The sequence below is a fragment of the Pseudomonas sp. GW-45 genome (genome assembly GCF_056896675.1).
This window is the reverse complement of record NZ_CM167674.1, coordinates 2906663-2923606: the sequence shown is the minus strand read 5'-3', so window position 1 is coordinate 2923606 and position 16944 is coordinate 2906663. Positions and strand designations below refer to the sequence as shown.

Here is a 16944-nt window from a genome sequence, read left to right as displayed (position 1 = left end):
TCACGAGGTTTTCCCATGCCGGTCAAGCCAGCTTACGCTGCACTGATTCCCTTACTAGCCATCACCTTGTTGATCAGTGCCTGCCAAGACCAAGATCAAGAGCAAGGCGCTGGCGGCGCCCAGCAAGGTCCGCCTAAAGTGGGTGTGGTGACCCTCCAGGCTGAACACTTTTTGCTGACCACCGAGCTGCCGGGTCGTACCACCGCTTACCGCATTGCTGAAGTACGGCCACAGGTAAACGGCATTATCGAGAAGCGCTTATTTGACGAAGGTGCTGTGGTCAAGGAAGGCCAGCAGTTGTATCAAATTGATGACGACGTTTATCAGGCAACCCTGAAGAGCACTGAGGCCAGCAACCTGGCCAGCCGCTCATTGGCAGAGCGCTACGGCATCCTCGTGAAGGAGCGCGCTGTCAGTCAGCAGGAGTTTGACGAAGCACGGGCGAGCAGCTTGCAGGCGCAAGCAGCGTTAGACCAGGCGCGCATCAATGTGCGTTACACCAAGGTGCTGGCGCCGATTTCCGGCCGCATCGGTCGCTCGGCAGTCAGTGAGGGCGCCTTGGTAAGCAATGGGCAATCACAGGAGCTGGCGACTATTCAGCAGCTTGATCCTATCTATGTCGATGTTACCCAGCCTGCGCGCGACATGCTGAATCTACGTCGTGACCTTGAGGCGGGCCGGCTGGAGCGTAGCGGCGATAACGCTGCCAAGGTGGTCTTGAAGCTGGAAGACGGCAGCGTTTATCCGCTGGACGGAAAGCTGGAGTTCTCTGAAGTGTCAGTCGATTCGGGCACCGGTTCGGTGACGCTACGCGCGGTTTTCCCTAACCCTGACGAATATTTGCTGCCGGGCATGTTTGTACACGCGCAGCTGATTGCGGGTACCAAGAGCGACGCGATCCTTGCTCCCCAACAGGGTATTACCCGCACTCCGCGTGGCACAGCTACCGCCATGGTGGTTAATGCCGAGAATAAAGTGGAACGGCGTGAAGTGGAAACTGAGCGTACCGTCGGTAATCGCTGGCTGATCAACTCTGGGCTCAACGACGGTGATCGTTTGATCACTGAGGGTCTGCAGTTCGTGAAGCCGGGTGTTGAAGTGACTGTTTCACCGGCTACCAACGTCTCTGAAGAGCCGAAGCCAGGGTCATCTGACGCAGATGAAAAAGCGTCTACCGCCGACCAGGAAGGGTAACCGCCCATGTCTCGTTTCTTTATCGATCGCCCTATTTTTGCTTGGGTAGTCGCGTTGGTCATTATGTTGATCGGCGGTCTATCTCTGCTCAAACTACCGATTAACCAGTACCCGAGTATCGCGCCTCCCGCTGTAGGGATTTCCGTGGCCTATCCAGGTGCCTCTGCACAAACAGTGCAGGACACTGTGGTACAGGTTATTGAGCAGCAAATGAACGGTATCGATGGCCTGCGCTACATCTCATCGGAGAGTAACTCCGATGGCAGCATGGCTATTACGGTGACCTTTGAGCAAGGCACTGACCCCGACATCGCGCAGGTGCAGGTGCAAAACAAACTGCAGCTGGCCACCCCTCTATTGCCGCAGGAAGTACAGCAACAAGGCATCCGGGTAACCAAGGCTGTACGTAACTTTCTGCTGGTTATTGGTGTTGTGTCGCAAGACGGCAGCATGAATCGCGACGATTTGTCTGACTATATCGTGTCCAATATTCAAGACCCGATCTCGCGGACCGCCGGGGTAGGTGATTTCCAGGTCTTCGGTGCGCAGTACGCCATGCGTATCTGGCTCGATCCCGCCAAGCTGACCAATTTCAATCTGACACCAATGGATGTTAGTGCTGCCATACAGTCGCAAAACGTGCAGGTTTCTGCTGGTCAATTTGGTGGTTTGCCAGCGGTGCCTGGGCAACAGCTGAACGCCACCATTTTGGGTAAAACGCGCCTGCAAAAGCCGGAAGAGTTCCGCAAAATTCTGGTTAAAGTGCAGAGCGATGGCTCACAGGTACGCCTTGAAGACGTAGCTAGAGTCGAACTCGGCGCACAGGATGCCAGTATTTCTGCTTTGTTTAACGGCAAGGCCGCCTCGGGCTTGGCGATTAAGCTGGCGACGGGTGCCAACGCGCTGGAAACCGGCAAAGCCATTCGTGCCACCATCGCTGGTCTGGAACCCTTCTTCCCTGAAGGCATGGAAATCGTATACCCCTACGACACCACGCCGGTGGTCGCTGAGTCCATTTTGGGCGTGGTGCATACGCTGTTAGAAGCCATTGTGCTGGTGTTCTTGGTGATGTATCTGTTCCTGCAGAACTTCCGCGCCACCTTGATTCCCACACTGGCGGTGCCAGTCGTATTGCTGGGTACGTTTGGCGTGCTCTCGTTGTTCGGCTTTAGTATCAACATCCTGACCATGTTCGCCATGGTGTTGGCCATCGGTTTGTTGGTGGACGATGCCATTGTGGTGGTCGAAAACGTGGAGCGGGTGATGGCCGAAGAAGGCTTATCACCACTTGAAGCAACCCGTAAATCGATGCAGCAAATATCGGGTGCGCTGGTGGGCATAGGCTTGGTGTTGTCTGCAGTATTCCTGCCGATGGCATTCTTTGGCGGTTCCACCGGGGTCATCTACCGGCAATTCGCGATCACCATCGCTTCCGCTATGGGCTTGTCGGTGCTGGTTGCTTTGGTATTCACACCGGCGCTGTGTGCGACCATCCTCAAACCGATCCCTAAAGGGCAATCCCACGAGAAACGCGGTTTCTTTGGCTGGTTCAATCGCACCTTTGATCGCGGTATCCATCGCTACGAAAAGGGTGTGGCGAGCATCCTGACTCGCAAAACGCCTTATCTCATTCTGTATTTGCTGATCGTCGGCCTGATGATCTTTCTCTTTACCCGCTTACCTGCAGCGTTTTTACCCGATGAAGATCAGGGCGTGTTGTTTGCACAAGTGCAGACGCCGGTGGGTTCGAGTGCAGAGCGTACGCAGCAGACAGTCGATGCCATGCGTACTTATCTGTTGGAGGAGGAGTCCAGCACCGTTAAATCTGTATTTACCGTGACCGGTTTTAACTTTGCGGGTCGGGGGCAGAATGCAGGTCTTGCGTTTATTGGTTTGCATCCTTGGGAAGAGCGCGGGGGTGATGGAGAAGATGTGTTCTCTCTGGCCCAGCGTGCGCAGCAGCATTTTGCTGGCTTCCGTGATGCCATGGTGTTCGCTTTTGCGCCGCCTGCGGTAATGGAATTGGGTACGGCAACCGGCTTCGATTTATTCCTGCAGGACAATTCCGGCGTAGGTCATGAGGTGCTGATGCAGGCGCGCAACCAGCTGCTGGGTATGGCGTCCCAGAGCCCGGTGCTGGCTAGCGTTCGTCCTAACGGCATGGATGATCAACCGCAGTATCAATTGCTGGTGGATGATGAGAAGGCGCGTGCGCTCGGCTTGTCCTTGGCCGACGTTAATCAGACGCTGTCGATTGCCTGGGGCTCCAGTTACGTCAACGACTTCATCGACCGTGGTCGAGTGAAGAAGGTGTATTTGCAAGGTGAAGCCGAAGCGCGAATGAATCCGGAAGACTTGCAGAAGTGGTTTGTGCGCAATGACGTTGGCGAAATGGTGCCGTTCAGTGCCTTCGCAAGTGGAGAATGGGTTTACGGCTCGCCCAAATTATCACGTTACAACGGCGTTTCCGCGATGGAGGTGCTAGGTGAACCTGCGCCTGGCTATAGCACCGGCGATGCGATGGCAGCAATTGAAGAGATGGCAACCAAACTGCCCAAGGGTGTAGGTATTGCCTGGACAGGGCTGTCTTACGAGGAACGTCTGTCCGGCGATCAGGCGCCCGCGCTCTACGCCTTGTCGTTGATCGTAGTATTCCTGTGTCTCGCAGCGCTCTACGAGAGCTGGTCGATTCCGTTGGCGGTAATGCTGGTTGTGCCGCTCGGGGTGATTGGTGCCTTGATGGCGACACTGGGTCGGGGGCTGTCAAACGATGTGTTCTTCCAGGTTGGCCTGCTCACAACCATCGGCTTGACCGCAAAGAACGCGATTCTAATCGTAGAGTTTGCCAAGGATTTGCATGAAGAAGGCATGAGCATCTTTGATGCGGCAGTAGAAGCCTGCCGTCTGCGCTTGCGTCCGATCGTAATGACGTCGCTAGCCTTCACGCTGGGCGTTGTGCCGCTGGCTTTGGCTACTGGCGCGGGCGCAGGTAGTTCGCACGCAATTGGTACCGGTGTGATTGGCGGCATGATGACCGCCACCGTATTGGCGATTTTCTGGGTGCCGTTGTTCTATGTGATGGTGACCAATCTGTTCAAGGGTAAAGAAAAGCCGGCGACGGATGTGAAGGAGGAGCAACAGTGAAGCGCTGTTTATTGAGCTTGGCGGTTGTGGCCGCCCTGAGTGGTTGTTCGCTGATTCCTGATTATCAACGGCCCGAAGCACCCGTACCGTCCGCGTGGGAAACCGGCGATGAAGCAACAGCAACTGACACAGCGCTGATCGGCTGGCAGGCTTTCTTCAAGGACCCGGAGCTGCAGCGTCTGATTGGTGTGGCTTTGGAAAACAATCGTGACTTACGCGTTGCTGCGTTGAATGTGGAAGCCAATCGCGCGCTTTACGGTATTCAGCGTGCCGATGTGTATCCGCAAGTGGATATTAACGGCGACGGCAGCCGTATGCGCTTGCCGGCAGATTTGGCCGACGGTAACAGCAGCATGATTACCAGTCAGTATTCGGCCACAGTCGGTGTGTCCTGGGAGCTGGATTTGTTCGGGCGCATCAGCAGCCTCCGTGAGCAGGCTCTGCAAGAGTTTTTGGCTAGTGACGAAGCGCGACGTGGCGTGCAGATCAGTCTGGTAGCTAATGTTGCGAGTACTTATTTCACTTGGCAGGCGGACCAAGCCTTGCTGGAAGTGACTCAAGAGACGCTGAAAGCTTTTGAAGAGAGTCTGTCGCTTACCTCCAGAAGTTTCGAGGTGGGCGTAGCGTCGTCCTTGGAGCTGTCACAAGCGCGTAGCTCGGTACAAACAGCCCGCGTTAGTCTTGCGCAGTATCGCCGGTTTGTTGCCCAGGATCGTAATGCGCTGACTGCGCTACTGGGTCAGGCTGCGCCACGTCTGCCGGTACAAAGTGCTTCGTTAAACGAAGAGCTGCTGGCCGAGTTACCGGTTGGCTTGCCGTCTGAAGTGTTATATCAGCGTCCTGATATTCTTGAGGCTGAGTACCAACTGTTGGCAGTCAACGCGAGTATCGGTGCCGCCAAAGCCGCGTTCTTCCCGAGTATCAGTTTGACTGGTGCTGGCGGTACGGCCAGCAGCGACCTGGATGGGCTTTTTGACGGCGGCTCCGAGTACTGGAGTTTTACTCCAAGTATTAGCATACCGATCTTCCGCGCTGGAGCTTTGAAAGCCAGCCTCGACTACGCTGAAATCATCAAGAACCAGCAAGTGGCGCAGTATGAAGGTGCCATTCAGACTGCCTTCCAGGAAGTTGCGGATGGCTTGGTAGCGCGTGAAACCTACGTTGAACAGGTAGCTGCTCAGCGTGCGTTGCTGGAGACCAGCGAAGATTATTACCGTTTGGCTGAGCGTCGTTACCGCACCGGTATTGACAGCTACCTGACGCTGCTTGACGCGCAACGCCAGTTGTTTGATGTGCGCCAGGGTGCGGTGACTGACCGGTTGAGCCAGTTGATCAGTGAGGTCAATTTGTTCAAGGCGCTGGGTGGTGGCTGGTATGAAGAGCAGGAGCCGGAGCAGCGCGAGCCGGAAACCTGATTCGCTAAAGCGGTAAATAAAACGCTGATCTCCCGCCGGGGTATCAGCGTTTTTTTATGGGCGCTTTCGATAACAAGATTGGATCAAAGGGGGGCTGAATTGCAGGCAAAAAAATGCCCACTCATGGAGTGGGCGAAATCCGTGATTAGCCTGATGAGGAGATAACCGTTTGTCTCGCGACAATCTGTTATCAAAGCCATCTCGCGATGACTTGCTGCTAATGATAACGCATATCATTTACACGTCAAGTGTAAATGAGAACTATTTTCCATTGCCTTGCTTGTAGTGCGTTAATTCCTTGTTCATCAGGTCAATCCGGCGCGCCATGCTTTCGATCAAGCTATGCGCAATACGTGGATTGCTCTGCATCAAAGCAAGAAACTGCTCCTTCGGAATCATCATGACGGTAGTAGCTGCACTGGCGATGACGGTGGCGGAACGCTTTTCACGAGTGAACAGCGCCATGGCGCCAAATATCTCGTCTTTTTGAACGTCACCCACCTTGATGCCTTCGACGAACGCTTCAGCATGACCTTCAGTGATGATGAATACATGATCAGCGTCGTCGCCCTGACGAATCAGTTCAGCGCCCGGAGCAAAATGCTGAAAGCCTGTGACCGGGCGAACTTCCGGTTGCTTGCTGTGGGCCAAAGCATCTGACATCAGCGCGGCTTGGCCAAGAATGTACTGGGTAAACTGCTCCTGACGCTGACTGTTGCTGTGGATATGTTTGAATAGCGCATCGCGGTCGTAGGGGATCAGTGTCAGCGGCTCCTCACTGAGGTAGCTGCAAGGCGCAGTGTTGAGGCCTTGGCGCAAGCCAATGAGGTCGCCTTCTTGAATATAAAATAGCGGCTTGCCGTCGATCAGCGCATGCAAGAGACCGCTTTTCAAAAGATACAAACGATTGTGGCCAATATGCTGATAAAGATCCTCGACTGCGTCCAGCTCTATGGGGGCGTCACAAGGGTCGAGGCCTACCAAGAGTTGCTCTGGGATGCGCTGCAGGGTGTTGATGAGTTTCTCAGCGTAGGGGGGCTGATCACCTATAAGGTACATAACTGAATTCCTTTTAATTGGATCCTGGTCTGCCAATACGAGGCGGTGCTCCATTTTGGCAGATACCGGCTGGGCCGCAGCGCCAGACATACATTACTGCAGTGTCCCCTCTGCTCGTCAACATAAAAGCCTCTAATGTGCTCTGGCAACCGCTTTACGCTGACCTTGTGAGGTGTGTCGCGGAAACAAGCCGTTCACCGCAAAGTGCTTAGGGCGGGGACTGTTCCTGCAGTTGCTGAAGCAGCTGTTCTTTATAGAGAGGGTCCAGGTCGTTCCAGTGTACATTTTGCAGCGCGCCAGCAATCGAGAACATCAACGCCTTGGAAGCGTGAAAGCCACGTGCACGCACAGCGCTGTATGCGCCGACAGGGCCCAGCTGGCGTAGTTGTTCAAGATCGTGAATGCCGGTTGCATGCAGCCACTGGGCAGAAGTCTTGCCCAGGTTGCGTAAGCCGAGTAGCTCGTCCTGGTTCATGTGCACCCCGCGTTGCTGGACAGCAAGGACTGGAAGTGGCAACCAAAGAGTAGGAGCTGGTATGAGTGCCCGGTATGGCAACCGAGCGCAGATCTGTTTTGCAGCATGGTATCGGGCTTCTTTTTATTGGTATCCCGATACCAGTGTAGATAGCTCTATTGAATCCGTACAGAATCGCTCTGGTACGGGTTATAAGCGCCTCTTTAGCTGCTCAGAGAGTGCCTGCATACTTTTGCTGCTGCTGGTGTCGACTTGGAGGCTGATCTGTTGCTCCGATTCATCCAGCGGCTCAGCTTGCTGCTGTTGTTGCTGTACCACCGCAAGAGTGGCGTCGGAAGGGTCGTTGTTGGCACTGCGACGTTGTTCAATCCACTGCTCGATAGTGTCCATGGGCACGTCACAGTGCAGGATCATGCAGGGCGCGCACTGTTCTTCAATGGCATCACGCATCTGCTCGCGTTGAGCGCGTTTGAGATGGGTAGCGTCGACAATGACTGAAAAACCACAACCTAGAATCAGCCTGGCCAGACCGGCAAGGCGATCATAGGTCTTGGCGCTGCGCTCAGGTGCATAAAGCCCCTCATCGGCGGTTGGAGTATCGGCGTCGCCAAACAGTCGCTTCCGCTCAATATCGGAGCGAATACGTATAGCGCCGAGCTCGCCAGCCAAACGCTGTGCCAAGGTGCTCTTGCCAGTGCCGGACAAGCCAAAGGTGAGCAAACCAAAGCGTACCGGCACATTGGTGTAACGCTCGGCCAGGTCCGCATAGCTGCGGTAGCGCTGGAATATTTGTTCGCGCTCGGCTGCGCTGCTGTCGTCACTCAGGCCAAACAGGGCGACCTTCGCGCGCACCATCGCGCGGTGAGCTTTGTAATAATTAAGTACGGCAAGGCCTTCATAATCGCCGCTATTTTCCAGGTAGCCGCTGACAAAACGCTGGGCCAGGCCGGGTAGGCCACGATCTTCCAGGTCCATGGCCATGAAGGCCACATCACTCATTACATCGATCCAGCGGAACTCCTCATTGAACTCAATGCAGTCAAACAGAGTCACTTGTCCGTCGATCAGTGTGACGTTGTCGAGGTAGATGTCGCCGTGGCACTCGCGAACCAAGCCAGCCGCTTTGCGTTCTGCCATTTGGGGAATCAGGCGCTGATAGGTAGTATTCGCCCACTGTTCTAATTGATCGAGTTGGCTAAGGTCTTCTGCGCTGGTGAGAAAAGGACGGATTTGCTGAAAGTTTTGCGCGGTCGGAGCGTAAACCTGATCTGGGTTGCCATGAGGCATGTCGCTGGTGGCATGTGCGATCTGTGCATGAAAGCGCGACAGCGTATTGGCCAGTTCGTCGATATGCCGGTTCTCCAGCCGACCTTCGCGTTGCATATTGCCCAGCAGGTCCTGCTGGCGGAACTGGCGGGTTTTTACCAGGTACTCGATGATCGGGCCATCGCCTTGAAGAGTAGGTGACTCCAGACTGCCGCGTACGGCAATGACATCGAGATACATGCTGGGCGCCAGGCGGCGATTTAGACGGACTTCTTCAGCACAGAAATGCGCGCGCTGCTCCAGGCTGGAGTAGTCAAGAAAACCAAAATTGACTGGCTTCTTGATTTTGTATACATAGTCGCCGGTCAACAGTACCCAGGAAATATGGGTTTCCATCAGGGTGAACTCGCCCACCGGGTGGTCGTAGAGCGCGGGGTTTTGTAGGGCTTTTAATAAGGTTTGGCTCACGGAGTTTCCTTGCTGGGGCTGACAATGAGAACATTATGCGGGTTGGCTGGTCTCAGGCCAACCATGGCAACAGGTCGTTAGTGTGCTGACGGTCTCAACGGGTGTGAGGTAAAGCAGGGCGATATGGCTAAAAAACGCAAGGCGCGATCAAAAAAGAAAGCGAGTATGAAGCAGCGCCTGGGTGGTTGGGTGTTGAAGCTGGGCTTGGTTGGTCTGGTTTTGCTGGCGGCACTGGCTATGTATCTCGACGCCATAGTGCAGGAAAAATTTTCCGGCAAGCGTTGGTCTGTGCCAGCCAAGGTTTTTGCTCGCCCGTTGGAGTTGTATGCCGGTCAGCATCTTACGCACGATGATTTTCTGACCGAGCTCAAAGCGCTAGGTTATCGTCCAGTCAACTCGGTTAGCGGTCCGGGACAGATGGCCGTGAGTGGCAGCCAAATTGATGTTTATACCCGCGGTTTCCAGTTCTTTGAAGGCACGGAACCTGCGCAGCGCGTGAATGTGCGCTTCAATGGTGAGCAAGTTGCCAGTCTCAGCGGTTCTGCCAGCCTGGTGATGGCGCGGTTGGAGCCGATGATGATCGGCGGTATTTATCCTGCGCACAATGAAGACCGCATCCTGGTGCGCCTGGATCAGTCTCCGCCTTATCTAGTTGATTCACTGGTGGCGGTTGAGGATCGCGAGTTCTTCCAGCACTTCGGGGTCTCGCCCAAGGGCATTGCTCGAGCGATGTACGTCAATCTGACCTCTGGCAGTTTGCGTCAGGGCGGTAGTACTTTGACCCAGCAGTTGGTCAAAAACTTTTATCTTTCCAGCGACCGCAACATCATCCGCAAAGGTCTTGAAGCGATGATGGCGATGTTGCTGGAGTTGCATTACTCCAAAGAAGAAATTCTGGAAGCCTATCTGAACGAAGTTTTCCTCGGACAGGATGGTAGTCGCGCGATTCATGGTTTTGGTCTTGCCAGTCAGTATTACTTCGCGCAGCCGCTGCAGGAGCTGCAACTGCACCAGGTGGCTTTGTTGGTGGGTATGGTCAAGGGCGCGTCTTACTACAATCCGCGCCGTAACCCCGAGCGCGCAACGGCCCGTCGTAATCTGGTGATCGATTTGATGGCCGAGCAGGGCATGGTCAGCGATGAGCAGGCTGTGCAGGCCAAAAACAAGCCGCTGGACGTCTCGGCCGGCGGCAGCATGGCGGATACCAGTTACCCTGCCTTTATGGATCTGGTTAAACGTCAGCTGCGCGCCGATTACCGTGATGAAGATTTGACCAGCGAAGGTTTGCGTATTTTCACCAGTCTTGATCCGTTGTTACAGCACAAGGCTGAAGAGGCCGTTAAAACTACCTTGAAACGTCTTGGGCCGGCAGCGGAAGACGTGCCGCTGGAGTCTGCGATGGTGGTCTCAGGTGCGCAGACTGGCGAAGTATTGGCGGTGGTGGGCGGCAGTGATCCGCGCTTCTCCGGCTTCAACCGCGCGCTGGATGCGTCGCGGCCGATTGGCTCCTTGATCAAGCCCGCTATTTACCTGACCGCGCTTGAGCAAGCTGATCGCTATTCATTGGTTACGCCGATTGATGATGCGCCCATTGAGCTGGAGGCTGAGCCCGGTAAGACCTGGTCACCGCAGAACTATGGCCGGCAAAGCCACGGTCTGGTGCCGCTTTATCTGGCGCTGGCCAAATCCTATAATCAGGCTGCGGTGCGTCTGGGTATGGATGTTGGAGTCGACAAGGTGCTTAACACCGTGCGTCGCTTGGGTGTGGAGCACGATTGGCCAGCTTACCCATCAATGTTGTTGGGCTCGGGTGCGATGACGCCAATGCAGGTTAGCGATATGTATCAAACGCTAGCTAACGGCGGTTTCAACACGCCGTTGCGCTCGATTCGCAACGTACTGACAGCGCAAGGTGAGCCACTCAAGCGCTACCCGTTCGAGGTGCGTCAGCGTTTTGATTCGGCGAGCATCTTCCTAACCCAGGAAGCCATGTCGCACGTGATGACTGAGGGCACAGGTCGTTCAGCTTACAACCGGGTGCCGTCCAGCGTTCGCTTGGCCGGCAAGACGGGTACCACCAACGATCTGCGTGACAGCTGGTTCGCCGGTTTCTCTGATGATTTAGTAGCTGTTGCCTGGGTAGGCCGTGACGACAATGGTCGCACCCGTCTGACCGGCGCCACGGGCGCACTGCAGGTCTGGAGCACGTTTATGGGTGAAGCGCATCCACAAAGTCTTTCGGCCATGCCGCCTGGTGGCATCGTCAAGGCTTGGGCCGATCCGGCGACAGGTTTAGGTAGTGACCCATCTTGTGTTGGCAGCATTGAGATACCATTTAAACAGGGTTTTGAGCCGCTGCCGGGGCCAGGTTGCCGGCCGGTGATTGATACCGAAGCACTGCAAGATGGCGCCAGTAAGGTGCTGGATACCATTCGTGGCTGGCTGCGTTGAGCAGCACTGCGTACACTGCCGCGATCAAAGTTGGTACACGAGCGGTTGTAACGAGAGGATGAAGCAAATGGGTATCAGACAAATTGCGCCGCTGGCAGCCATATTGGCAGTGCTGGCGGGTTGTGCCGGTTCGGGTGGCGCAATTCCGGTGGTCGACAATGGACGTCCTGTGTCCAACGAAGATTTGCAGACCGGCGCCGGCAGGGTTACAACGGCAACGCCGGTCACCGATCAGCGCCGCGACAGTGGTGTTGTGGTGATGGTGCCGAATGCCGAAGGAGGTTCCAGTCAGGTTGAGTCTTACCCGCTTGACTCGCAGCCCGCTCTGCAAACCGGTTCTGGGGTTACTTCGATACCGAGCTCTGCGAATTCCAGCTCTAGCTCCAGTAATGGTAGTGGCGGGCTGCAGCAGGATGAGCAGCTTGACGGTCCGGTATTGGCGCTGCTCACCACCGCGCGGCAGCAAGAGGGTAACGGCGATTTGAACGGCGCTAATGCCAGCTTGGAGCGCGCTATGAGAATTGCTCCGCGCGAGCCGCAGGTTTTGTATCGTTTGGCGCAAGTTCGGCTGGGGCAGGGTGACGCTGCCCAAGCTGAGCAGCTCGCTCAACGCGGCTTAAGCTACGCTTCAGGCCGGCCCGAGCTGCAAGCGGGTTTATGGGAGCTAGTAGCGCAGGCGCGTGAGCAGCAGGGCGATGCTGCGGGTGCTGAGCAGGCCAGGCAGCGAGCTAAAGTCTCGTCTTGAGACCGGACCAATGGGCTGCACTGGCAGATGCGCTGCTGGCGCTGGAGTCCGAACTGCGTAGCTTAGGGTTATGGTCGGAGGTACGTCCAGAGCTAGAGCGTTTGAGCAGCACGACGCCTTTTTGCGTGGATACCCTGGATTTTGAGCAGTGGCTACAGTGGGTTTTCATTCCACGCATGGTCACGGTGATCAATCAGCGGGCCAGTTTGCCGGTTAAATGCGAGATTCAACCTGTGGCCGAGGTGGCCTTCGCTCCTTTCGGACGCCGCAAGCTGGCGTTGCTGCTGGTGATTGCAGAGGTAGACCGGCTGACATCCCTGCTAGCCCAATCCAAGCCTATCTCACAAGGCTAGTTGCAGTAGCTCGCCAGCTCTTCACGCGCGGTGGTAATCATGCTTTGCCGTTCGTCCTCACCTATGCGCTCCATCTCGCCATCTGCATTGGTCCTGCCAAGGCGCGGGTTGTTTTCTAGCGTAGTGAGGTCTTCGCGCAGTTTCGCGCACTGTGCGACGCGCATCGCTTTCTGTTCACTCTCGGCTTTTTGCGCTGCAGCGTTTTCATTGCCCGGATCAGGCTCAGTCGCTGTTGGTGTCTCGGCGGTGGGTGGTGGTGTGCTGCCCAGCGCGGGAGGCGGGGTCACGTTCATGCGCTCATACTGATTGCTGGCCGGCGGTTGTTGGCTGAACTGAGTGACGCCATTTTCGTCTACCCACTTGTAGAGTTTTTCTGCCATCACGTGCGTGCAGGTCAGGCCCAATGCAATAGCGATTACCGTTTTGCGCATGCTGTTTTCTTCCTTGTTGTGGTGCGGTTGTGGCGAGTTGCCCTGCCACTATAGCTAAAGCCACTGTTTCGGGTACATCCCGCTGTGCGTAATTGTGCAACTTGGCTTGACTTGTCGGCCTTGAGTGTAAACAATTCGTGGTTCTCATAAGCCAGCTGCTATTGGTGCTCACCCGCAACCGATGCGGCAGGCTTTGTTGCTCAATCCGGGAGGCGAAACCCGCCAACTCCTGGCCTGGCACCCGCACGCGCTACCTCGCGCTGGGGGAGGCAGCTCCAAATATCAGGAGTAAGTCTCCAAGCACGTAGTCAAGCTGATGCATGGCAACTACCGTTGTCACTGCGCTGCCGAGCAGTAAACAGGTACCCGGCTGCCCACCTATGGTGGACGGCATGCTAGAGGTGATTCAAAAGTGGAGCTTTTATCCGGCGCTGAGATGGTCGTCCGCTCATTGCGTGACGAGGGTGTTAAATATATTTACGGGTATCCGGGTGGTGCCCTGCTGCACATCTACGATGCGATTTTCCGTCAAGACGATGTTGAGCATATTTTGGTGCGCCACGAACAGGCCGCCGCTCACATGGCCGATGGTTATGCGCGCGCTACCGGCAAGGCCGGTGTTGTTTTGGTTACCTCCGGTCCGGGCGCGACCAATACCATTACCGGTATTGCGACGGCTTATATGGACTCGATCCCTATGGTGATCATTTCCGGTCAGGTTGCCAGTAACGTGGTGGGTACCGATGCGTTCCAGGAAACCGACATGGTGGGTGTATCCCGTCCTATCGTGAAGCACAGCTTCATGATCAAGGACCCGCGTGATATTCCTGAGACCATTAAGAAGGCGTTCTATCTGGCGCAGACAGGTCGCCCTGGTCCAGTCGTGGTAGATGTTCCCAAGGATATGGGTAATCCAGCCGACAAGTTCGAATACAGCTATCCGAAAAAAGTCAAGCTGCGCTCTTACAACCCAGCGACTCGTGGTCATTCTGGTCAGATTCGTAAAGCTGTCGAGATGATGTTGGCAGCCAAGCGCCCGATCATCTATTCCGGTGGCGGCGTGATTCTGGGGGGCGCGTCCAGTCAGCTCACTGAGCTGGTCAAGTCGTTCAATGTGCCGATCACCAGCACCTTGATGGGGCTGGGTGCCTATCCTGGCACTGATCGTCAGTTCCTCGGCATGCTGGGCATGCACGGTAGCTATACAGCTAACTTGGCTATGCATCACGCTGATGTGATATTGGCAATTGGCGCGCGTTTTGATGACCGGGTTATCAACGGTGATACGGCAGCCAAATTCTGCACGAATGCCAAGATTATTCACATCGACATTGATCCGGCCTCCATCTCCAAGACGGTAAAGGCGGATATTCCAATCGTTGGCCCGGTTGAAAGCGTGCTGAGCGAAATGATTGCGATCTTTAAAGAGATCAATCAGCAGCCGGATCAGGAAGGGCAGGCTGCGTGGTGGAAGCAGGTTGATGAATGGCGTGGTGATGGCAAGTTGTTCCCCTATGATGCGGGTGACGGTTCCATTATCAAGCCGCAGAACGTTATCGAAACCCTTTGGGAAGTGACCAAGGGTGATGCGTACGTGTCTTCGGACGTCGGGCAGCATCAGATGTTCGCTGCCCAATATTATCCGTTCGACAAGCCTAATCGTTGGATTAACTCTGGCGGTCTCGGCACCATGGGCTTCGGTTTTCCGGCAGCGATGGGCGTGAAAATGAACTTCCCTGAATCAGACGTTGCCTGCGTGACCGGTGAAGGCAGTATTCAGATGAACATTCAGGAGTTGTCGACCTGCTTGCAATACGACTTGCCAGTGAAAATCATCAATCTCAACAATGGTGCGTTGGGTATGGTGCGTCAGTGGCAAGATATGCAATACAGCAGCCGCTACTCACACTCTTACATGGATTCACTGCCTGATTTTGTTCGTTTGGCTGAGGCGTATGGTCACGTTGGTATGCGTATCACCGAGCTCAAGGATCTGAAGCCGAAGATGGAAGAAGCCTTCGCCATGAAAGATCGCTTGGTCTTCCTCGATATCGCCGTGGACACCAGTGAGCACGTTTACCCTATGCAGGTTCGGGGTGGCACCATGCGGGATATGTGGCTGAGCAAAACGGAGCGCACCTGATATGAGTATGAGACACATCATTTCCGTATTATTGGAAAACGAACCAGGCGCGTTGTCTCGTGTGGTTGGGCTGTTCTCACAGCGTAACTACAATATCGAGACCTTGACCGTGGCACCCACTGAAGACCCGACTCTGTCGCGCCTGACATTGACCACCGTAGGCAAAGACGAGGTAGTGGAGCAGATTACCAAGAACCTCAACAAGCTGATTGAGGTGGTGAAGCTGGTCAACCTGTCGGAAGGCCCCCACATCGAGCGCGAGCTGATGCTGGTGAAAATCAAGGCGACGGGTGCACAGCGTGCAGAAGTTAAGCGTACAACGGATATCTTCCGTGGGCAGATCGTTGACGTCTCGGCGAGCGTTTACACCGTGCAGCTCGCAGGCACAACCGATAAGCTGGAAAGCTTTATCGAGGCGGTTGGTCCGACGTCGGTGCTGGAAGTCGTGCGTACCGGTGTCTCTGGTATTGCACGTGGCGAAAAAGTTCTAAGTATTTAATTGATTTGTTGTGGTTTTGAAGAAAACGCGGCCTTGGGCCGCGTTTTTTTATGTCTGTAGTGGCGAGCACTGGTTATTTATACGCCTTGTTGCCACACTGTTCAGCTCGGTATTCTTGATAAGGTGATGTCATGACAGAGCAGCAAACCAATAAACCGGACTCCGATCAGGATGTACCTTCCTCCATGCTGCCTATTGATGAGCATGTAGAAGAGAGTCATGGTCCGGACGGCAAAAAAGTGCGGCACAAAGGTATATACCTGCTGCCCAATCTGTTCACAACGGCAGCGCTGTTTTCTGGCTTTTACGCCATCGTAAGCGCGATGGACGGTAACTTTGCCCATGCGGCAGTCGCTGTGTTTGTGGCGATGGTGCTTGATGGCCTGGATGGACGCGTGGCGCGCCTGACAAATACCCAGAGCGCTTTCGGTGCGGAATACGACAGCCTGTCGGATATGGTGGCGTTCGGTGTAGCGCCGGCCGTTGTAGTGTTTAGTTGGGCGCTGACCGATATGGGTAAAGTCGGTTGGTTATTCGCTTTTATCTATGTGGCCGGCGCAGCATTGCGATTGGCGCGCTTCAATACCCATATAGGTGATGATGACGGCAGGTACTTTACTGGCCTGCCTAGTCCTTCCGGTGCTGGCCTGGTAGCAGGCATGGTTTGGTCATTGTCTGACTTCGGCATAGATGGCAGTAGCATCTCGGTGTTGGTCGGCATTATGACTGCGCTGGGCGGCTTGTTGATGGTTAGTAACTTCCGCTACTACAGCTTTAAAGACTTGGACTTTAAGGGGCGTGTGCCTTTCTTCGTGATTCTCGTGGTTGTCTTAGTGTTCGCAGTGATTTCTTCAGACCCATCGCGGATCCTTTGGGCGATCTTTGTAGGCTATACCGTATCGGGTCCAGTGATGTCACTTTGGCGCTGGCGGAAGCGGAATAAGCAGCCTGTAGAGCAGGCTGAGCAGTAATTGTAATTATTCTGTCATTTGGGGCTTGACGCGGCGTGTGAGATCTCTATAATTCGCCCTCTCGCTGAGCAGGAAGCTCTAAGTAAAGCGCTTATGAATCAATAAGTTAGCTTGAAAATAAGGGTTGACAGGCAAGCGAGATGGCGTAGAATGCGCCGCTCTGGTTCGGGGCTGAAGTTAAGGTCTGAATCAGTGGATGGGAAGCTCTCATCAAGTTTGACGGAAGGTGTTGACAAGGGGCTTAGCTCCTGTAGAATGCGCCTCCCTGACACGCAACGGCAAAGCCGGAACGAGTCACTCAAGCGGTGTTTGAAGCGGTTAAAAACTTCA

General features: G+C 55.0%; 13 protein-coding genes. 9 read left to right on the top strand and 4 right to left on the bottom strand.

What is annotated here, in order from left to right; translation table 11 throughout:
• Positions 1 to 15 precede the first annotated feature (15 nt).
• The 3 genes from AC1XYH_RS13520 to AC1XYH_RS13510 are packed head-to-tail and all read left to right on the top strand — an operon-like array spanning position 16 to position 5753.
• Complete coding sequence (locus AC1XYH_RS13520) at positions 16 to 1194, top strand: efflux RND transporter periplasmic adaptor subunit (RefSeq protein ID WP_483323689.1); 1179 nt, start codon at positions 16 to 18, stop codon at positions 1192 to 1194.
• Positions 1195 to 1200: 6 nt separating this feature from the next.
• Positions 1201 to 4338 (top strand): efflux RND transporter permease subunit, encoded by a 3138-nt coding sequence (locus AC1XYH_RS13515; RefSeq protein WP_483323688.1) that lies wholly within the window; start codon positions 1201 to 1203, stop codon positions 4336 to 4338.
• Positions 4335 to 5753: an efflux transporter outer membrane subunit gene (locus AC1XYH_RS13510; protein WP_483323687.1), complete on the top strand. Its 1419-nt coding sequence runs from the start codon at positions 4335 to 4337 to the stop codon at positions 5751 to 5753. The genes AC1XYH_RS13515 and AC1XYH_RS13510 overlap by 4 nt, the downstream gene beginning before the upstream one ends.
• Before the next feature lie 261 nt (positions 5754 to 6014).
• Here the strand turns inward: AC1XYH_RS13510 and AC1XYH_RS13505 are convergent, their stop codons facing one another.
• The 3 genes from AC1XYH_RS13505 to AC1XYH_RS13495 all read right to left on the bottom strand — a co-directional run bounded on the left by AC1XYH_RS13505 (position 6015) and on the right by AC1XYH_RS13495 (position 9021).
• Positions 6015 to 6812, bottom strand: coding sequence for a cyclic nucleotide-binding domain-containing protein (locus tag AC1XYH_RS13505; protein ID WP_483323686.1), 798 nt, complete (start codon positions 6810 to 6812; stop codon positions 6015 to 6017).
• 208 nt (positions 6813 to 7020) lie between these two features.
• Entirely contained in the window at positions 7021 to 7287 is a 267-nt protein-coding gene (locus AC1XYH_RS13500; protein WP_483323685.1) for a TfoX/Sxy family protein, read from the bottom strand.
• A gap of 189 nt (positions 7288 to 7476) precedes the next feature.
• Entirely contained in the window at positions 7477 to 9021 is a 1545-nt protein-coding gene (locus AC1XYH_RS13495; RefSeq protein ID WP_483323684.1) for a bifunctional aminoglycoside phosphotransferase/ATP-binding protein, read from the bottom strand.
• 123 nt (positions 9022 to 9144) lie between these two features.
• Between AC1XYH_RS13495 and mrcB the strand changes: the two genes are divergently transcribed.
• The 3 genes from mrcB (at position 9145) to AC1XYH_RS13480 (ending at position 12570) form a co-directional block, all read left to right on the top strand.
• Entirely contained in the window at positions 9145 to 11472 is a 2328-nt protein-coding gene (mrcB, locus tag AC1XYH_RS13490; RefSeq protein WP_483323683.1) for a penicillin-binding protein 1B, read from the top strand.
• A gap of 73 nt (positions 11473 to 11545) precedes the next feature.
• A complete protein-coding gene (locus AC1XYH_RS13485) occupies positions 11546 to 12217 on the top strand; it encodes a tetratricopeptide repeat protein (protein WP_483326384.1) in 672 nt (223 codons plus the stop codon).
• Positions 12214 to 12570 (top strand): YqcC family protein, encoded by a 357-nt coding sequence (locus tag AC1XYH_RS13480; RefSeq protein WP_483323682.1) that lies wholly within the window; start codon positions 12214 to 12216, stop codon positions 12568 to 12570. Before AC1XYH_RS13485 ends, AC1XYH_RS13480 begins: the two co-directional genes overlap by 4 nt.
• On the opposite strand, the gene AC1XYH_RS13475 is transcribed toward AC1XYH_RS13480, so the two are convergent.
• Positions 12567 to 13001: a DUF4124 domain-containing protein gene (locus AC1XYH_RS13475; RefSeq protein ID WP_483323681.1), complete on the bottom strand. Its 435-nt coding sequence runs from the start codon at positions 12999 to 13001 to the stop codon at positions 12567 to 12569. The genes AC1XYH_RS13480 and AC1XYH_RS13475 overlap by 4 nt on opposite strands.
• 412 nt (positions 13002 to 13413) lie before the next feature.
• Between AC1XYH_RS13475 and AC1XYH_RS13470 the strand changes: the two genes are divergently transcribed.
• From AC1XYH_RS13470 to pssA, 3 genes are all read left to right on the top strand, one after another.
• Positions 13414 to 15144 (top strand): acetolactate synthase 3 large subunit, encoded by a 1731-nt coding sequence (locus AC1XYH_RS13470; protein ID WP_483323680.1) that lies wholly within the window; start codon positions 13414 to 13416, stop codon positions 15142 to 15144.
• A gap of 7 nt (positions 15145 to 15151) precedes the next feature.
• The gene (gene ilvN, locus AC1XYH_RS13465; protein ID WP_483326383.1) at positions 15152 to 15643 is read left to right on the top strand and encodes an acetolactate synthase small subunit; all 492 of its coding nucleotides are present in this window, start codon (positions 15152 to 15154) and stop codon (positions 15641 to 15643) included.
• 131 nt (positions 15644 to 15774) lie between these two features.
• A complete protein-coding gene (gene pssA / locus AC1XYH_RS13460) occupies positions 15775 to 16614 on the top strand; it encodes a CDP-diacylglycerol--serine O-phosphatidyltransferase (RefSeq protein WP_483323679.1) in 840 nt (279 codons plus the stop codon).
• The last annotated feature ends 330 nt before the right edge of the window (positions 16615 to 16944 follow it).

Coding starts and splice junctions, on each gene's coding strand:
- mrcB (WP_483323683.1), top strand. CDS start 9,145: ATGGCTAAAAAACGCAAGGCGCGATCAAAAAAGAAAGCGAGTATGAAG.
- AC1XYH_RS13505 (WP_483323686.1), bottom strand. CDS start 6,812: ATGTACCTTATAGGTGATCAGCCCCCCTACGCTGAGAAACTCATCAAC.
- pssA (WP_483323679.1), top strand. CDS start 15,775: ATGACAGAGCAGCAAACCAATAAACCGGACTCCGATCAGGATGTACCT.
- AC1XYH_RS13520 (WP_483323689.1), top strand. CDS start 16: ATGCCGGTCAAGCCAGCTTACGCTGCACTGATTCCCTTACTAGCCATC.
- ilvN (WP_483326383.1), top strand. CDS start 15,152: ATGAGACACATCATTTCCGTATTATTGGAAAACGAACCAGGCGCGTTG.
- AC1XYH_RS13500 (WP_483323685.1), bottom strand. CDS start 7,287: ATGAACCAGGACGAGCTACTCGGCTTACGCAACCTGGGCAAGACTTCT.
- AC1XYH_RS13475 (WP_483323681.1), bottom strand. CDS start 13,001: ATGCGCAAAACGGTAATCGCTATTGCATTGGGCCTGACCTGCACGCAC.
- AC1XYH_RS13515 (WP_483323688.1), top strand. CDS start 1,201: ATGTCTCGTTTCTTTATCGATCGCCCTATTTTTGCTTGGGTAGTCGCG.